Origin of the sequence: Litoreibacter halocynthiae, assembly GCF_004365635.1 — a bacterium.
In the GTDB taxonomy this organism is placed as follows: Bacteria; Pseudomonadota; Alphaproteobacteria; order Rhodobacterales; family Rhodobacteraceae; genus Litoreibacter; species Litoreibacter halocynthiae.
This window is the reverse complement of sequence record NZ_SOBH01000002.1, coordinates 742891-759351: the sequence shown is the minus strand read 5'-3', so window position 1 is coordinate 759351 and position 16461 is coordinate 742891. Positions and strand designations below refer to the sequence as shown.

Here is a 16461-nt window from a genome sequence, read left to right as displayed (position 1 = left end):
AAAGCCTTGGCGCGCCTCACATCTACTCAAGTCTTAGCCTGTGGAAATGTGTATTCCAAGCATTGTTGTTTCCAATTGATTGCAACTGTTGCTGCCTATGGCGTAATTGTTGCGCAATCAAACTTGGAGCAGGCCCTGTGATAGAACTGGAAAACGTAGCCTATAGCTATGGCGGTGGCGACTTGCTGACTGACATTTCGCTAAGGCTTCAAGCAGGATCGTTCCACTTTCTGACCGGCCCGTCGGGCGCGGGAAAATCCACGTTCCTCAAGCTATGCTATATGGAATTGGCCGCATCCAAAGGGTTGGTGCAGGTATTTGATCAGGATGTGGCAGCACTGGGCCGTGATCAAATTGCTTTGGCGAGGCGGCGGATCGGGGTTGTTCATCAAGAGTGCCAGTTTCTTGACCATCTATCCGTTGCAGAAAACATCGCCTTGCCGTTAACGGTGTCCGGTCGTGACGTTGAGGCTGAACGACAAAATCTAGAGGATTTGATTGGGTGGGTTGGTTTGACCAAGCAGCAAGACCAGTTGCCCCCTGAACTGTCGGGTGGTGAGCGCCAGCGCGCTGCCTTGGCTCGTGCGGTGATCATGGGGCCTGACGTTATTCTGGCAGACGAGCCTACCGGGAATGTTGACTGGGAAATGTCGCAACGCCTTATGTCGCTGCTGATTGAGCTCAACAAGATGGGCAAGTCGGTACTGGTAGCGACCCACGATCTCAATTTGATCAGGAACACCAAGGCGCAGGTTGCGGCACGCGTGCTTCGGATCAAGGACAAACGGTTACAACTTGCGGGGGCAGACCTGTGAGTATTTTGGATAAATTGCGTTCGATTTTGACTACGATAACAGAGATTGCCGGGGGTGACCGCGCGGCCGACCGTGTGGTGCCACCAACTGGATTCACCGCAACGTTGACGACTTTCACGGCCGGATCGATGGCCTTTCTGGCAGTATTCGCCTTAGCTCTGTCCTTGGCGACCGGCCGTTTGGCTGAACGTTGGGCAAGCGAATTGGCACAAACCTCAACTGTCCGGATTTCGGCCCCGCTGGAGGAAATTGAGGCGCAGACTCTTGCTGCACAAGAAGTTTTACGCACCACACCCGGTGTCGCCCGCTCGCGGATCATGTCCGAAGAGGAGCAGATGCTGCTTCTTGAGCCATGGTTCGGACCCGACCTGCCGCTGGAAGATCTTCCCATTCCGAGACTTATCGAAGTGGTCGAGGAGGAAAACGGGTATGACGCCGCCGGTTTGCGTCTGCGTTTGGCCGGTGAAGCTCCGGGAGCGTTTCTGGACGATCATACCCGCTGGCGACGCCCACTGGTCGATGCCGCAAAACGGTTACGTGGATTGGGTTGGATCGCGATCGCCCTGATTGGCTTGTCGACAGCGGCCATGATTACGCTCGCCGCGCGTGCTGCTCTTGCCGCAAACGCTCAGGTTATTCGCGTAACGCGTTTGGTGGGTGCACGCGATGTCTATATCGCCCGCGCTTTCGTTCGACGCTTCACGATCCGCGCATTGCTTGGCGCTGCTGTTGGCACGATAGCGGGCAGTATTGCGGTGGCCCTGCTGCCCAGTGCGGCTGATGAGGGTGCCTTCCTCACGGGTCTTGGTTTTCAGGGGTGGCACTGGCTTTGGCCGTTGACCATTCCGCCGCTGGCCGCTTTGGTGGCGTTCTGGGCTACGCGAAGTGCCGCCCTGCGCACATTGAACGAGGTGACGTGATCATGAAATATGCCATTCAATGGGCCAGATCCTTGGTGTTCAACTTGTCAATGTATGCGGCGATGCCGGTCCTTGCGATCGTCTACCTGCCTTGGGCCATGTTCAGCCCGTATGGTGCGGTGGCGGCCTGTCATGCCTATGCACGTTATGTGATCTGGACGGCGGGCTGGATGGTCGGGTTGAAAAGTGAAGTACGCGGCACGCCTCCGACTGAAGAGGCACTGGTTGCCGCAAAACACCAGTCTTTCCTTGATATCTTGATGATTTTCGATGCGATCCCGCATGGCAAATTCATTATGAAGGCGATCCTGCTCTATGCGCCTATTTTGGGTCAATATGCCTACCGCATCGGCTGTATCCCTGTGAACCGAGGAAAACGTGGGGCTGCAATTGCGAAGATGTTGGCGGATGTGGAAAAGGGTGACAAGTTGCCGGGGCAATTGGTGATCTATTCTCAAGGCACCCGCCTCGCGCCTGGAGTGAAACGTCCCTACAAGGTTGGTACCGCTGTTTTATATGAGCAAATGAACCAGACCTGTTATCCGGTGGCGACCAATGCGGGTGTTTTTTGGCCACGCCGCGGTGTTTACCGCAAGCCGGGTGTGGCTGTAGTTGAATTTCTTGAGCCAATCCCGCCAGGGCTGCCAAAAGAACAGTTTCTTGCCAAACTAGAGGCCGAGGTCGAAGCGGCCTCTGATCGCCTGCTGGTAGAAGCCGGGTTCGTTCCCAAGGAAGTTTGAGTGGAATTCGTTTCCGACATTTCGAAACTTGAAGACTGCTACGGCAAGCCGGGTGAGGCGTCGCTGATGAAAGTAGCCAAGCAGCTAACACCTGCCTACCGGAAATGGATCATGGCATCGCGCTTTTGCGTGCTCTCTACCGTTGGTCCGGAAGGCGTGGATGGTTCACCTCGTGGGGATGATGGGCCTGTCGTATTGGAACTCGACGCGCAGACCTTGGCGCTGCCTGATTGGCGCGGCAACAACCGGATGGACAGCTTGCGCAACATCGTGCGCGACCCGCGTATCGCTTTAATGTTCATGGTTCCGGGCAGTGATACTGTGATCCGCGTCAACGGAGAGGCTAAGTTGACCTTCGACGATGAATTGCGAGGGCGCTTTAGCGACAAAGGGCGCAAGCCCAGATCCGTCATCGTCATCAAGATTGCCGAGGTGTATGCTCAATGCGCACGGGCGCTGATGCGAGCTGATTTGTGGCGGGGGCAGACTGCTGACGCCGATTTGCCGTCAGTCGGAGACATGCTCGCCGAACTCAAGGCTGGCTTTGATGGCAAGACCTATGATGCAGAATGGGGTGATCGGGCGAAGGACACCATGTGGTGATCCGCCAAGCCGGTTCAGCTAAGCCGCCAACCCTTTCGAGCCCAATTTCAAGTATTTGCTGCGACGGTCTTTGATGAGCGCGTCGCTGTCCATCTTGGACAGGTCGTCAATCATCTCGCCCAAGGCTTGACCGACAGCGGAAATTGTCGCCTTGGCGTCGCGTTGCGCACCGCCGACGGGCTCTGGAATGATGCGATCGCAAACGCCCAACTGGTTCAAATCCTGTGCGGTGAGCCTCAGCGCTTCTGCTGCTTCGCGCATCTTTTCGGCGTCTTTCCACAGAATTGAAGCGCATCCCTCTGGGCTGATAACGGAGTATATCGAATGCTCCAGCATGGCCACGCGATTGGCCGTCGCGAAGGCGACTGCACCGCCCGATCCCCCTTCGCCAATAATGACAGAGACCAGTGGCACTCCAATCTCCAGACATTTTTGTGTCGCCCGGGCAATGGCTTCGGATTGACCGCGTTCTTCTGCGCCCTTGCCGGGATACGCGCCGGGGGTGTCGACGATTGTGATGACGGGCAGGCCGAAGCGATGGGCAAGGTCCATCAGGCGAATGGCTTTGCGGTACCCTTCAGGACGGGCCATGCCGAAATTACGCTCAATGCGGGTTTTGGTGTCGTGACCTTTTTCGTGGCCAATCACTACGACAGAACGGTCACCAAGCCGCGCCAAGCCGCCCATAACGGCGTGATCATCGGCAAAATTCCGGTCACCGGCAAGCGGGGTATATTCATCGAACAGCGCTTCGATGTAGTCTTTGCAATGCGGGCGATTGGGGTGCCGCGCGACCAAGCATTTGCGCCATGGCGTCAGGTCTTTATACATCTCTTTCAGCAGGTCGGCGGCCTTTTTGTCCAAAGCCAAGGCTTCTTTCTCAACGTCCATTTCCTCGTTCTGACGCGCCATGGCGCGCAGTTCTTCGGCTTTGCCTTCGATTTCGGCCAGAGGCTTTTCGAACTCAAGGTAATTAGTCATTTGGGACTCCCGATTGCGTGGGGGATATATGACCATGCTTCGCGGCAGATGCAACTCAGCAAGATTTGTGAAATGGGGCTAAGCTAGAACCAAAGGCGAGACGAGACGGAGCGATCTATGACCAATCCTTATGAGGCACGGCTGCTGCGCGTGAAGGAGTATATCCACGACAACCCTGCGGGCGACCTGTCATTGGACGCGCTGGCGGACGTCGCTGCGATGAGCCGGTTTCACTGGCATCGGGTGTTTCACGGGATGACCGGCGAGACCTGCGCCGCCGCGGTGCGGCGGATACGGATGCATCGGGCGGCCTGCTGGCTGGTGCAGAAGGACTGGTCCGTGGCGGAAGTGGCGGAGCGGTGCGGCTATGACAATGTGGCCAGCTTCACGCGGATATTTCGCGAGGCATTCGATCTGACTCCGGCAGCGTTTCGCAAACGTGGGGCTCTGGCGTCTCCGAGCCCCGAAACACACAGAGGAGAATTTTCCATGTATCCTGTTGAAATCAAAAAACGTTCTAAGGGTCGAATGGCGGCCTTGGCCCACAAGGGTCCCTATCTCGAGATCGGTAAGAAGTTTGAATCCATCGCTTCGATGTTTTCCTCCCGCGGGCTGTGGCCCTCGGCGCGGGGGATGGCGGGTGTCTACTATGACGATCCAAACGAGGTGCCGGAGGCGGAGTTGCGCAGCTATGCGGGGATATTGGTCGGCGAGAAATTCGAGATGCCCGACGATATGGAGGACATGAAAATCCCCGCGGGCAAAGTTGCTGTGCTGACCCATACCGGTCCGTATTCAGGGCTGAAAGCCGCTTATGACTATCTGTATGGGGTCTGGTTGCCTGAAAGTGGCGAGGAGCCGGGGGATGCGCCTGCGATGGAGGTTTACCTGAACGACCCGACGGATACGGCACCCGAAGAGTTGGTGACAGAGATATATCTGCCACTGAAGTGAGGTGGCGCGCTGCCCCTGAAACATTGGGGCAGCGCTGTTTTTAGCTGTTTATCATCTCGAATTGCTTGACGATAACCTCGGCCTGTTTGATCGAGGCGATGTCGACCAGGCGGCCCTTGTAGACGGTGGCACCCTCGCCATTGGCCTTGGCAGTTTCCATGGCCTCAAGAATTTCGCGGGCCTCGGTGACCTGCTCCTCGGAGGGGGTAAACACCTCGTTTGCAAGGGCAATTTGCTTGGGGTGGATGGCCCATTTGCCTGCCATGCCCAGCACGGCGGAGCGGCGGGCTTGGGCGCGGAAGCCTTCGTCGTCGGAGAAGTCTCCAAACGGGCCGTCTACGGGCAGGACGCCATAAGTCCTTGCTGCTGCTACGATTTTGGCCTGTGCCCAGTGCCATGGATCGGACCAGTACTGGTTGCCGCCTTGCAGCATGTAGTAGTTGTCCTGCGTGCCACCGATGCCGGTGGTTTGCATCCCCATGGACGCGGCGAAGTCGGCCGCGCCCAGCGACATGGCTTGCAGGCGCGGCGAGGATGCAGCGATTTCTTCGGCATGGGCGATGCCTGCGGCGCTTTCGATGATGACCTCGAAACTGATCTTCTTGCTGCGGCCCTTGGCGGCCTCGATGGAGGTCACAAGCGCGTCGACGGCGTAAATATCAGCGGCGCAGCCGACTTTGGGGATCATGATCTGGTCAAGGCGATCGGATGATTTCTCAAGCAAATCAACGACATCACGATACCAGTAGGGGGTGTCCAAGCCGTTGATGCGCACGGACAGATATTTGTTGCCCCAATCGACTTCATGCGTCGCATTGATGACGTTTTCGCGGGCGGCGTCCTTGTCGGAGGGCGCGACAGAGTCTTCGAGATCAAGGTTGATGACGTCGGCGGCGGAGGCCGCCATCTTCTCAAACAGCGCGGGACGGGAGCCGGGGCCGAAGAGCTGGCAACGGTTTGGACGGGCAGGAGTGGCGGGTTGCAGGCGGAAGCTCATGGGCATTTCTCTCGCGTAAGGATGTTTCGTCTTTGCTGCAGTCAGAGATAGGATATTGCGCGACGATCCGCAAGCGCTGCGCTGCGGCGAGCCCGGTTTTGTACACCAAGTACGCCGTGTACGTCGTTTCTGTCAGTTTGTACAAATTCAGGGGCTGGCGCGGGTGATGAGGTCCAGAACCACCGGGCCGATGGCCTCGACGATCAGCGCTACGCCGGAGGCGTCGGGGTGGATGCCGTCGCTTTGCATGTGCTCGCGCATGACCATGGCGCGGTCGTCGATGCGGGTCAGACTTTCGAGGAAATTCGGGATTAGCAGTGCGTCGTGTTTGGCGGCGAGGTCAGTGTAGATCGCCTCGAATTCGGCCTCGTAGTCGGGGCCGTAATTGGACGGGGCGTCAATTCCGGCGAGCAGTACGGGCAGGCCGCGCTCCTCGATCTTGGCCAGGATCGCGTCGAGATTGGATTTCGCCTGCTCCGGCGGCAGGCCGCGCAAGACGTCGTTGCCGCCCAAGGCGACAATCACGGCGTCGACCTCTGGCGTCAGGGTCCAGTCGATGCGCGACAGGCCGCCTGCGGTGGTATCGCCCGAGACGCCTGCATTGACCAAGGTGACGTCCGCGCCTTGGGCGGTCAGCCACGCCTGAAGCTGCGGCACGAAGCCGTCTTCGGCGGGCAGGCCGTAGCCTTGGGTCAGGCTGTCGCCGAGTGCGGCAATCGTCACCGGCTCTGCCATTGCGGGGCTTGCCAAGACGGATGCAAGTGCAAGGTTGCGAAGCGTGCGGAAGGGTCTATCTAGAAGTCCACGCCCCAAGCCCAAGGACCAAGTGATGACCGACCCCGTGATGCGCCTGAAAGATTTGACCCTGTCACTGGACGGCAATGCCGGCGTGGTCGAGATCCTGAAAGGTATTTCTATGGAGGTGAGCGCAGGGGAAACCTTGGGGCTTACGGGGGCGTCGGGCTCTGGCAAATCGTCTCTCCTGATGGTGATGGGCGGGCTGGAGCGCGCCACATCGGGGCTTGTGTCGGTATTGGGTCAAGACCTCACGCCGATGGGCGAGGACGGGCTGGCCCGTTTCCGTAGGGACCATATGGGGGTGGTTTTCCAATCATTCCACTTAATTCCGACGATGACCGCCTTGGAGAATGTCGCGCTACCGTTGGAATTGGCGGGCGCCAACGATGCGTTTGCGCGGGCAGAGGCGGAACTGGCCGCTGTCGGGCTGGCGTCGCGGGGCGGGCATTATCCGTCGCAGATGTCGGGCGGGGAGCAGCAGCGCGTGGCGCTGGCGCGGGCCGTTGTGGGGCGACCGCAGATTTTGCTGGCGGACGAGCCGACGGGCAATCTGGACGCGGCAACCGGCGAGATGGTGATGGACCTACTGTTTGACTTGCGCGACCGCCATGGCGCGACCCTGATCCTTGTGACCCACGCGCCTGAACTGGCTGCGCGGTGTGACCGCGTGGTGCAGCTGCGCGACGGGCAGATCATCAGTGACAGCCTTGCGATGGCCGCGCAATGAGCCTTGCGTGGCGGATTGCGCGGCGCGAGTTGCGGGGCGGCTTGCGGGGGTTCTGGGTGTTTCTGGCGTGTCTGGCGCTGGGCGTGGCCGCGATTGCCGCGATCGGCACCGTGCGCGGCGCGATCGAGGCGGGGCTGACAGAACAAGGTGCGGTGATCCTTGGCGGCGACGCGGAAGTGCAACTGACCTACCGGTTTGCTGAACCTGAAGAGCGCGCGTTTTTCGAGAGTTTGGGGGATGTGTCGGAGCTTGTCGATTTCCGCTCCATGCTGGTGACGGGGGAGGAACGCGCCCTGACGCAGGTAAAAGGCGTTGACGACATGTATCCGCTTTATGGCGCGGTTCAACTGACGCCTGATATACCTTTGGCCGAGGCTCTGGCGGGGCGCGACGGCTTTGCAGGGGCGGCGGTTGATCCGGTGCTGTTGGCGCGGTTGGGCTTGGACGTGGGCGACCGCGTGAAGCTGGGGGTCAAAGAGTTCATCGTTATGGCCGCGTTGGAGCGGATGCCGGATAGCGCGGGGGCGGGCTTCTCGCTGGGGCCGCCGACATTGGTGGCAAGTGCGGCCTTGCAGGACGCGGGGCTTTTGACGCCGGGAACCTTGTTCGAGACCGAATACCGGATCAGGACGCCCGAGGCCTTGGATCTGGAGGCCGCCAAAGCGCAGGCCGAGGCAGCGCTGGAGGGTACAGGATTTCGCTGGCGGGACCGGCGCAACGGCGCGCCGGGGATATCGAGGTTCGTGGAGCGGTTGTCGGCGTTTCTGGTGCTGGTGGGGCTGACGGGATTGGCTGTGGGCGGCGTTGGCGTTTCCGCGGCGGTCAGGGCCTATCTGGCGGGCAAGACGGAAGTGATCGCCACTTTGCGCAGTCTGGGCGCGTCGGGGGACTTGGTGTTTAGGGTCTACCTATTGCAGGTGGGTGTCCTCGCGGTGTTGGGCATAGCCATGGGGCTGGTTCTGGGCGGACTGTTGCCGTTGGCGTTCGGCCCGTTGATCAAGGCGAGCTTGCCCGTGCCGGTGGATTTGGCGTTGCGCCTGCGTCCCTTGGCGGAAGCCGCACTTTACGGGGCGCTGGCGGCGGCACTGTTTACGCTGTGGCCGTTGGGCCAGTCGGAGCATATCCGCGCGGCGGCGTTGTTTCGGGATGCGCAAAGCGGTGTCAGAGGCTGGCCGAGGCCGATCTGGATCGTCGTATGCGGGTTGATTTTAGCGGCACTGGTAGGCTCTGCGGCGTGGCTTTCAGGTTTGGTCATGCTGACGCTTTGGGCGGCGGGTGGCATCATGGCAGCGTTTGTGTTGCTGGTGCTGGCTGCAATGGGCGTGCGGGTACTGGCGCGGTGGCTGGCGCGGCGCTTACGCGGGTTCAAGACGCTGCGTTTTGCGCTGGGCGCTGTTGGCGGACCGGGGCGCGAGGCGCAGGCGGTGGTGGTCTCGCTGGGGCTGGGGCTGTCGGTGCTGGCGGCAGTGGGACAGATCGACTGGAACCTGCGCAACGCCATTGCGGGGGATTTGCCCGAGATTGCACCAAGCTACTTTATCGTGGATGTGCAGCCCGACCAATTGGAGCCGCTGGTGGCATCTTTGAGCGCGCGCCCGAGCGTGTCGAAGATCGAAAGCGCACCGATGCTGCGCGGTGTGATTACCAAGATTAACGACAAACCTGCGATGGAGGTGGCGCCAGACCACTGGGTCGTGCGTGGTGATCGTGGCGTGACCTATGCGGATGCGCTGCCAGCGGGGACAGACATTACGGCAGGCACATGGTGGGGTGCCGGATACGAAGGCGACCCACAGATCAGCTTTGCCGCCGAGGAAGCGGAGGAGCTTGGTTTGCATCTGGGCGACACCCTGACGGTCAACGTGCTGGGGCGCGACATCACCGCTACGATCACCAGCTTTCGCGAGGTTAACTTCTCGACCGGAGGACTTGGGTTCGTACTGTCGATGAATGCGGCGGCGCTTCGGGGGGCTCCGCACACGCATATCGCAACGATCTACGCCGAGGAAGCCGATGAAGGCGCGATTTTGCGCGACATGGCGAAGACCTATCCGAATATCACCGCGATCCGCGTGCGCGACGCAATCGACCGTGTCAGCGAGGTTCTGCAAGGCATCGCGGCGGCGATCACCTACGGCGCGTTGGCGACGTTGGTGACGGGGGGCATCGTGTTGATCGGTACGGCAGCGGCGGGGGAAAAGGCGCGGGTCTATGAAGGCGCGGTGCTGAAGACGCTGGGTGCATCACGCGCTGCAGTGCTGGGCAACTTCGCGCTACGTTCGGCGCTGTTGGGCCTGACGGCTGGTGGGATCGCACTGGTGACCGGGATTGCCGCGGGATGGGGGGTTATGGCTTTCGTAATGGAGTCGGATTTCCAGATCGCTGTCGGCTCTGCCGTAGCGATCATCGCGGGGGGCATACTGGCCACGTTGGCAACAGGGCTCATGTTTGCATGGCGACCGTTGGCAACGCGACCAGCGCAGGTTTTGCGCGCCCGCGAGTGACGCTATTGCAGGTCCGCGAACGCGGCCTGCATACGGGCGACCGCATCTTTAATGACAGCATGCGGTGCGCCGATGTTGAAGCGCATGAATTCTTCGCCACCAGTGCCAAAAGTCAGGCCGTGGCTCGCCGCGATCTTGGCGGTGTCATGGGTGCGCTTGGTGAACTCTTCGCGACTCATGCCGGTGCCAGAGAAGTCGACCCATGCCAGATAGGTTGCTTCCATGGGCATCGAGGAAAGACCCGGAATGGCGTTAATCCCTGCGTCGAAGGTTTTGCGGTTTTTGTCGAGATATTCGACAAGCTCATCGACCCACGTTGCGCCTTCGGGCGAATAGGCGGCGGTGGCCATGAACAAGCCAAAGCTGTTCGGGCTTAGTCCCTTCGCGGCCATGCGGGCAGCAAATCGGGCGCGTAAATCCGGATCTGCGATAATGACATTGCCAACGTGAGAACCCGCGATGTTGAAGGTCTTGGTCGTAGCGGTCATCATCACCAGCCGGTCCTCGATCCCCGGCAGGTTTGCCATGGTGATATGCGTGTGACCGTTGAAGACGAGGTCGTGGTGGATTTCGTCCGAGACCAGAATGAGGTCATGGCGTTTTGCGAAAGCGGCAACGGCTTGCAGCTCTCCTTTGGTCCAGACACGCCCGCTGGGGTTATGTGGCGAGCACAGGATGAGCATGGTCTCCTTGCCCGTCATCTGCGCGTCGTAAGCGTCGAAATCCATCTCGTAGCGGCCATTGGTGTTGACCAACTGGCACTCGACCACCTCGCGGCCAGCGGCTTTGATGACGCGGGCGAAGGCGTGGTAGACGGGCGTGAACAGCACGACGCCGTCGCCGGGAGCGGTGAAGGCATCGAGGCACATGGCGGTTCCGTTCACCAGCCCGTGGGTGGTGAAGATGTGATCGGGATTCAGTGTCCAACCGTGTCGGGTTTTCATCCACCATTGGATGGCCGCGCGATATTCGGTTTCGTCACCGTAATAGCCGTAAACGCCGTGATCATGCATCGCCTTGACCGCATCCTGCACGCATTGCGGCGGGTGGAAGTCCATGTCCGCCACCCACATTGCGATGCCGTCCTTGGGCGAGACGCCGTAGAGGGTCTCCATCTTGTCCCACTTGGACGAATGTGTGCCGCGGCGGTCGATTGGGGTGTCGAAACTCATGGATCAGCTCTCCTTAATATCGCGCGCAAGGTCGCGGGATTCCTGTGGGGCTGCAAGAGCGAAAATTAGCACAGCCTGCGCGGCGGCAGTCTGGACGGGTGGAGTTCCGCCCCTAGGACTTGTTCCGCATGGCAGGAACGTCTATCTGGGCGGCATGAAACGCTCGATCTTGATCCATCCCGACCCGCGCCTGAAGAAACTGGCGAAACCTGTTGTTGACGTCTCGGACGCGCTGCGGGAGCTGGCGGACGACATGCTTGAGACCATGTATGACGCGCCGGGCATCGGCTTGGCCGCGCCGCAGGTCGGCGTGATGGACCGTCTGATCGTGCTGGACTGCATCAAGAAAGAAGGTGAAAGCCCCCGCCCGCTGGTGATGTTCAACCCTGAGGTTATCGCCTGTTCGGAAGAGGAAAACACCTATGAGGAAGGCTGCCTGTCGATCCCTGAGCAGTATGCCGATGTCACCCGCCCTGCAGACGTTACGGTGCGTTGGATGGACCGCGACGGAGCCGAGCAGGAAGAAACCTTTGATGGTCTGTGGGCCACATGCGTGCAGCACGAGATTGATCATTTGGATGGCAAGCTGTTCATTGACTATTTGCGCCCTCTCAAACGGCAGATGATTACTCGCAAGATGGTCAAGCTGAAGCGTGAAATGGCCCGCACGGGATGATCCTGCCGATTGTGCAGCATCCGGATCCCGTGCTGCGTCAGCTATGTCAGCCGGTCTTTGACGTGGCAGCGCTTGGCGGGCTGATTACCGATATGTTCGAGACGATGTATGACGCGCCCGGGCGCGGGCTGGCCGCGCCTCAGGTGGGGCGACAGATCCGGCTGTTCGTGATGGATTGCAGCTGGAAAGAGGGGGAGCGCAGCCCTGTCGTGATGATTAACCCCGAAATATTGTCGCGATCTGTAGAGATGCAACGCAACGACGAAGGCTGCCTGTCGATTGCGGATCATCCTGTGTGGGTGGAGCGGCCCGAGCGGATCGAAGCGATGTGGATGGACCAGACCGGCGCGCAGCGGCGCGGCGCTTTTGAGGGGATTGCGGCGGCCTGCGTGCAGCACGAGATAGATCACCTCGATGGCGTGCTGATTTTGGACTATGAGGTGACGGCATGAAGCGACCGTTTGTGATGTGGCCGGACAAGCGTTTGCGGACGGTGGCGGAGGATGTGTCCGAGATCACCGACGAGACCCGTGCGATTTGGGCGGACATGGTCGAGACCATGGACGCGACGCCCGGTGTGGGCCTGGCTGCGGTGCAGATCGGGGTGATGCAACGGCTGGCTGTTGTGGATGCCTCGGACATGCGGGGACAGGCTGTGCTGATGGTGAACCCCGAGGTATTGCATGCCAGCGGACAGATGCGGGAGCATGAGGAAGCGTCGCCGAATTTGCCGGGTGTTTCGGCGGTGATCTCACGGCCGCGCGCCGTGACGGTTCGGTTTATGAACGCAGCGGGCGAGGTTGAGGAGCGCGACTTTGTCGGGCTTTGGGCGACGTCGGCGCAGCACCAGATCGACCACTTACAGGGCAAGATGTATTTTGACCACCTTAGTCGCACCAAGCGGGAAATGCTGGTGAAAAAGGCAAGGAAGCTGGTGCGATGAAAATCGTTTTTATGGGCACGCCGGACTTTTCCGTTCCGGTTCTGGAGGCTCTGGTCGAGGCGGGTCACGAGGTCGTTGCTGTGTATTCGCAACCGCCGCGCCCTGCGGGGCGGGGAAAGAAGGACCGACCGTCGCCTGTGCAGGCGCGGGCCGAGGAACTGGGCCTGCCCGTGCGCCATCCGGTGTCGCTGAAGGGCACGCCGGAGCAAGACGAATTTGCCGCGCTGGGCGCAGATGTGGCCGTGGTCGTGGCCTACGGGCTGATATTGCCGCAAGCGGTGCTGGACGCGCCGGAGCACGGGTGCTTGAACATTCACGCCTCGCTGTTGCCGCGCTGGCGCGGGGCTGCGCCGATCCATCGTGCTATAATGGCGGGCGATACTGAGACTGGCGTTTGCATCATGCAAATGGAGGCAGGGCTGGACACAGGCCCAGTATTGCTGCGTCAGGCGACGGAGATTGGCGCGACAGAGACAACGGGTGAGTTGCATGACTGGCTGAGTGCCATCGGAGCAAAGATGATTGTGGAAGCGCTTGCGCGTTTAGACGAACTGGTGCCGGAGCCACAGCACGAGGACGGTGTGACCTACGCCTCCAAAATCGATAAGGCGGAGGCGCGCATCGACTGGACGCGTGGTTCTGCCGAGATTGTACGCCAGATTAACGGGCTTTCGCCTTTTCCGGGGGCTTGGACAGAGGCGGATGGTGAGCGGATCAAATGCTTGCGAGCCGCAGTGACCTTGCAGGATATTCCTGCCGGAGACGTTCGGGTCTTGGCGGGAGAATTGCACGTAGGCAGTGGCGACGAGGCCGTTTCAATCCTGACGCTGCAACGGGCGGGCAAGAAGGCTGGTGATGTGGCGGTTGTGACGCAAGGCTGGACCCCGCCGCAGCGCTTTTCCTAGACGCGCGGCGGGCGGCTTTTGTAGACGGGCAGGCTCCAACTAAAGGCGATGGAACCTGTGCGTAAGGCCAGCGTGACCACTGCACAGCCGAGCAGCGCGATCGATAGGGGCTGGCCTAGGGCGAGCAGGCCGACCGCTGCACCGGCTCCTGTGAAGGCGCAGGTCACGTAAAGCTCGCCCTGTTTGAGGACCAGTGGCACTTCGTTGCACACTACGTCGCGCATCAGGCCGCCAAAGCAGCCGGTCGAGACGCCCATGATCAGCACGATAGGCCATGTGGATTCCATGGAGACCGCCGCCGCGACCCCTGCGGGGACGGCTACGGCCAGCGCCAGCGCGTCGATCCAGAGGATCGAGCGGTAGCGGGATTCCAGCAGATGCGCGGTGAAGAACACGATGAAGGCAGCGACGGAGGCGACCATGATGAATGTCGGCTCCTCCATCCAGAACACGGGGCGGGCCAGCAGTACATCGCGCACGGTGCCGCCGCCGACAGCCGTGAGGCAGGCGATGAAGATGAAGCCCACGATATCAAGCTGGGCGCGGCTGGCGACCAGCGCGCCGGTGAGGGCGAAGACGAAAACCGACGCGTAGTCGAGATAGACCAGCGATGTCATGGCTTGAACGGGGCCATACCAGCGCGTGCCAACTCGTCCGCCCGCTCGTTTTCGGGGTGGCCTGCATGGCCCTTGACCCATTCCCATGTGACGTCATGGCGGGACTGGGCCTCGTCAAGGCGCTTCCAGAGGTCGATATTCTTGATCTCGCCGCCCTTCTTTTTCCAACCCTTGGCCTTCCAGCCGTGAATCCATTTGGTGATGCCGTCCTTGACGTAGGAACTGTCGGTCACGATCGTCAGCTTGGAGGCGCGGCTGAGGGTTTCCAGCACGTTGATCGCGGCCAGCATTTCCATGCGGTTGTTGGTGGTGTTGGCCTCGCCGCCTTTCAGCTCGCGTTCCTTGACGACCGTGTCGCCTTCACGCGCGATGAGGATGGCGCCCCAGCCGCCGGGACCAGGATTGCCGGAACATGCGCCGTCCGTGTAGGCGAACAGCTCAGCCATCGGACAGCACGATGATGAAAGGGGCGACGGTGCCGTCAAGCCCCGGCTCCGCGCCGAGGCGGGTGCTGCGCGGGGTGAAGCCTGCGTTTGTAAGGAGGTGTTTCAATTCGTCTTCCTGATAGTAGCTGTAGAGCCGCCCGATCTTGTCGCGGTTGGCGTCGTCCCCGATCTTGAGGCCGATATGGAATATGCCGCTGGGTTTCAAGGCCTCGCGCAGGGCGGACAGGTGGCGGGGCATGTCGGCTTTCGGCGCGTGGAGCAGCGAGAAATTGGCCCAGATGCCATCGTAGCGGTCGATGCCTGATATGTCGTCGAAGGTTGCGAGGCGGGCGTCGACCTTGTGCTGGTCGCGAGCGATGCGGATCATCTCGGGGGAGGCGTCGGTGGCTTTGAGTGTGAAGCCCGCCGCCTGCATCATTGCGGCAGAATTGCCTGGGCCGCAGCCGAGGTCGAGTATGTGCCCGTTTGGCGTGACCGCCTCCATGAAAGCCAGTAGGTCGGCGTCGGGCTTGTTGCGCGCGAACGTGTCCGCGTAGGCGGCGGCCCGGGCGTTGTAGACGTCGATGGTTTCCTTGTCGCTCATGCGTAAATTCCTATGAGGAGGCAGGTGCAAACGATGACCGTCAGAAGCGCGCGGAGCTTGAGCCACCATGCGGGCGTGAGGCCCCAGCGGGCGAATTGCACATCGCAGGCGAAGACCAGCAGAAAGCCGATCAGCACGGCGGTGGTGGCGCGCGTGCCACCGCCACCGATGGTGAAGAACGCCCAGAGGGCGGGCAGGGTGCTCAGCGCGTAGGCTATGGCGGCGTTGGTTTTGGTGGCGAAGCCCCAAAGCACACCGGACATGAAGCACAGGATCACGGTGCCGTAGAAGATCAGGATATGGGACGCGCCGAACCGCTGGCCCAGCAGGGCCGTGGTCTGGTCGTCGATGGAGGGGATCAATATGCCGAGCGCCCCCCACAGAAACGGAAGCAGGCCCGCAAGGCCAAGGGTAAGGGCGGGGCGGGGGATCATGCGCGTTCCAGCGCCAGTTTTCCGGCAAGGCCCGCGAAGATTGCCGCGAAGGAGCGGTTGAGCAATTTTAGCACCCGCTCGGAGCCTAGGATCGCATCGCGGGCGCGGGCGGCGAAGAGGCCGTAGAGGACGAAGACCGCGAAGGTGAGAGCCATGAAGATCGTGCCGAGCAGGGTCATCTCAATCGTGACTGTCGCGGGGTTGCCGGACAGGAACGGAGGCAGCAGGGCGAGAAAGAAGATCGACAGCTTGGGGTTCAGGATGTTGATCAATGCGCCCCGACGGGCGGTGCGCCAACCGTTTTGCGCTGTTTGCGTGCCGTTGACCGACAGGGTGCCGCCGGATTTGAGCATCTGCCACGCAAGGTAAAGCAGGTAGGCGACGCCCGCGAATTTGACGATCTGGAACAGCAGGGCGGAGGTGTGCAGCACGGCGGCAAGTCCCAGCGTGGCGGCGGCGAGGTGGGGGACGATGCCGAAGGTGCACCCCAACGCGGCCCAAAGTGCCGCGCGGCGGCCTTGGCCGAGGCCCATCGCCAGCGTGTAGATAACGCCGGTGCCGGGGGCGAGGACGACGACGAGGGCCGTCAGCAGGAATTGGGTGGTGATCATGGGCAGGGTGCTCCGGTTGCGTGATACAGGGATAT

General features: G+C 60.9%; 20 protein-coding genes. 11 read left to right on the top strand and 9 right to left on the bottom strand.

Annotated elements, in window-relative coordinates:
• Positions 1-137: 137 nt before the first annotated feature.
• The 4 genes from BDE40_RS11120 to BDE40_RS11105 are packed head-to-tail and all read left to right on the top strand — an operon-like array spanning position 138 to position 3078.
• On the top strand, positions 138-815 hold the full coding sequence (locus tag BDE40_RS11120; RefSeq protein ID WP_134014593.1) for a cell division ATP-binding protein FtsE: 678 nt from the start codon (positions 138-140) through the stop codon (positions 813-815).
• Positions 816-841: 26 nt separating this feature from the next.
• Positions 842-1735 (top strand): cell division protein FtsX, encoded by an 894-nt coding sequence (locus BDE40_RS11115; protein WP_246030421.1) that lies wholly within the window; start codon positions 842-844, stop codon positions 1733-1735.
• 2 nt (positions 1736-1737) lie between these two features.
• Entirely contained in the window at positions 1738-2475 is a 738-nt protein-coding gene (locus tag BDE40_RS11110; RefSeq protein ID WP_134014592.1) for a lysophospholipid acyltransferase family protein, read from the top strand.
• Positions 2476-3078 carry a pyridoxamine 5'-phosphate oxidase family protein gene (locus tag BDE40_RS11105; protein WP_134014591.1) on the top strand — a complete coding sequence of 201 codons (603 nt, stop codon included), beginning with the start codon at positions 2476-2478 and terminating at the stop codon, positions 3076-3078.
• A gap of 18 nt (positions 3079-3096) precedes the next feature.
• On the opposite strand, the gene BDE40_RS11100 is transcribed toward BDE40_RS11105, so the two are convergent.
• Positions 3097-4059 carry an acetyl-CoA carboxylase carboxyltransferase subunit alpha gene (locus BDE40_RS11100; RefSeq protein ID WP_134014590.1) on the bottom strand — a complete coding sequence of 321 codons (963 nt, stop codon included), beginning with the start codon at positions 4057-4059 and terminating at the stop codon, positions 3097-3099.
• 117 nt (positions 4060-4176) lie between these two features.
• Between BDE40_RS11100 and BDE40_RS11095 the strand changes: the two genes are divergently transcribed.
• Positions 4177-5013, top strand: a complete 837-nt coding sequence (locus BDE40_RS11095; protein WP_134014589.1) for an AraC family transcriptional regulator — start codon at positions 4177-4179, stop codon at positions 5011-5013.
• Positions 5014-5053: 40 nt separating this feature from the next.
• On the opposite strand, the gene BDE40_RS11090 is transcribed toward BDE40_RS11095, so the two are convergent.
• Both BDE40_RS11090 and BDE40_RS11085 read right to left on the bottom strand, forming a co-directional pair.
• Positions 5054-6010: an L-malyl-CoA/beta-methylmalyl-CoA lyase gene (locus tag BDE40_RS11090; RefSeq protein WP_134014588.1), complete on the bottom strand. Its 957-nt coding sequence runs from the start codon at positions 6008-6010 to the stop codon at positions 5054-5056.
• 147 nt (positions 6011-6157) lie between these two features.
• Complete coding sequence (locus BDE40_RS11085) at positions 6158-6745, bottom strand: arylesterase (protein WP_134014587.1); 588 nt, start codon at positions 6743-6745, stop codon at positions 6158-6160.
• Positions 6746-6839: 94 nt separating this feature from the next.
• Here BDE40_RS11085 and BDE40_RS11080 point away from each other — a divergent pair, with 94 nt between their 5' ends.
• Together BDE40_RS11080 and BDE40_RS11075 are read left to right on the top strand one after the other, a co-directional pair.
• Positions 6840-7535: an ABC transporter ATP-binding protein gene (locus tag BDE40_RS11080; RefSeq protein WP_134014586.1), complete on the top strand. Its 696-nt coding sequence runs from the start codon at positions 6840-6842 to the stop codon at positions 7533-7535.
• A complete protein-coding gene (locus BDE40_RS11075; protein WP_134014585.1) occupies positions 7532-10039 on the top strand; it encodes an ABC transporter permease in 2508 nt (835 codons plus the stop codon). The genes BDE40_RS11080 and BDE40_RS11075 overlap by 4 nt, the downstream gene beginning before the upstream one ends.
• A gap of 2 nt (positions 10040-10041) precedes the next feature.
• Here BDE40_RS11075 and BDE40_RS11070 read toward each other — a convergent pair whose 3' ends face one another.
• A complete protein-coding gene (locus tag BDE40_RS11070) occupies positions 10042-11211 on the bottom strand; it encodes a MalY/PatB family protein (protein WP_134014584.1) in 1170 nt (389 codons plus the stop codon).
• A 154-nt stretch (positions 11212-11365) separates the two neighbouring features.
• Here BDE40_RS11070 and def (BDE40_RS11065) point away from each other — a divergent pair, with 154 nt between their 5' ends.
• Genes def (BDE40_RS11065) through fmt form a run of 4 tightly spaced genes read left to right on the top strand, consistent with a single transcriptional unit; the run spans position 11366 to position 13735 of the window.
• Positions 11366-11887, top strand: a complete 522-nt coding sequence (def, locus tag BDE40_RS11065) for a peptide deformylase (RefSeq protein WP_134014583.1) — start codon at positions 11366-11368, stop codon at positions 11885-11887.
• Positions 11884-12339, top strand: coding sequence for a peptide deformylase (def, locus tag BDE40_RS11060; protein ID WP_134014582.1), 456 nt, complete (start codon positions 11884-11886; stop codon positions 12337-12339). Before def (BDE40_RS11065) ends, def (BDE40_RS11060) begins: the two co-directional genes overlap by 4 nt.
• Entirely contained in the window at positions 12336-12830 is a 495-nt protein-coding gene (gene def / locus BDE40_RS11055) for a peptide deformylase (protein ID WP_134014581.1), read from the top strand. Before def (BDE40_RS11060) ends, def (BDE40_RS11055) begins: the two co-directional genes overlap by 4 nt.
• Complete coding sequence (gene fmt, locus BDE40_RS11050; protein ID WP_134014580.1) at positions 12827-13735, top strand: methionyl-tRNA formyltransferase; 909 nt, start codon at positions 12827-12829, stop codon at positions 13733-13735. The genes def (BDE40_RS11055) and fmt overlap by 4 nt, the downstream gene beginning before the upstream one ends.
• On the opposite strand, the gene BDE40_RS11045 is transcribed toward fmt, so the two are convergent.
• Genes BDE40_RS11045 through BDE40_RS11025 form a run of 5 tightly spaced genes read right to left on the bottom strand, consistent with a single transcriptional unit; the run spans position 13732 to position 16426 of the window.
• Complete coding sequence (locus BDE40_RS11045; protein WP_134014742.1) at positions 13732-14352, bottom strand: trimeric intracellular cation channel family protein; 621 nt, start codon at positions 14350-14352, stop codon at positions 13732-13734. The two genes, fmt and BDE40_RS11045, sit on opposite strands and share 4 nt — an antisense overlap.
• Positions 14349-14798 carry a ribonuclease HI gene (gene rnhA, locus BDE40_RS11040; RefSeq protein WP_134014579.1) on the bottom strand — a complete coding sequence of 150 codons (450 nt, stop codon included), beginning with the start codon at positions 14796-14798 and terminating at the stop codon, positions 14349-14351. The genes BDE40_RS11045 and rnhA overlap by 4 nt, the downstream gene beginning before the upstream one ends.
• Positions 14791-15381: a class I SAM-dependent DNA methyltransferase gene (locus BDE40_RS11035; protein WP_134014578.1), complete on the bottom strand. Its 591-nt coding sequence runs from the start codon at positions 15379-15381 to the stop codon at positions 14791-14793. Before BDE40_RS11035 ends, rnhA begins: the two co-directional genes overlap by 8 nt.
• The gene (locus tag BDE40_RS11030; protein WP_134014577.1) at positions 15378-15815 is read right to left on the bottom strand and encodes a DUF3429 domain-containing protein; all 438 of its coding nucleotides are present in this window, start codon (positions 15813-15815) and stop codon (positions 15378-15380) included. Before BDE40_RS11030 ends, BDE40_RS11035 begins: the two co-directional genes overlap by 4 nt.
• Positions 15812-16426, bottom strand: a complete 615-nt coding sequence (locus BDE40_RS11025) for a LysE family translocator (protein WP_134014576.1) — start codon at positions 16424-16426, stop codon at positions 15812-15814. The genes BDE40_RS11030 and BDE40_RS11025 overlap by 4 nt, the downstream gene beginning before the upstream one ends.
• Positions 16427-16461: the final 35 nt, after the last annotated feature.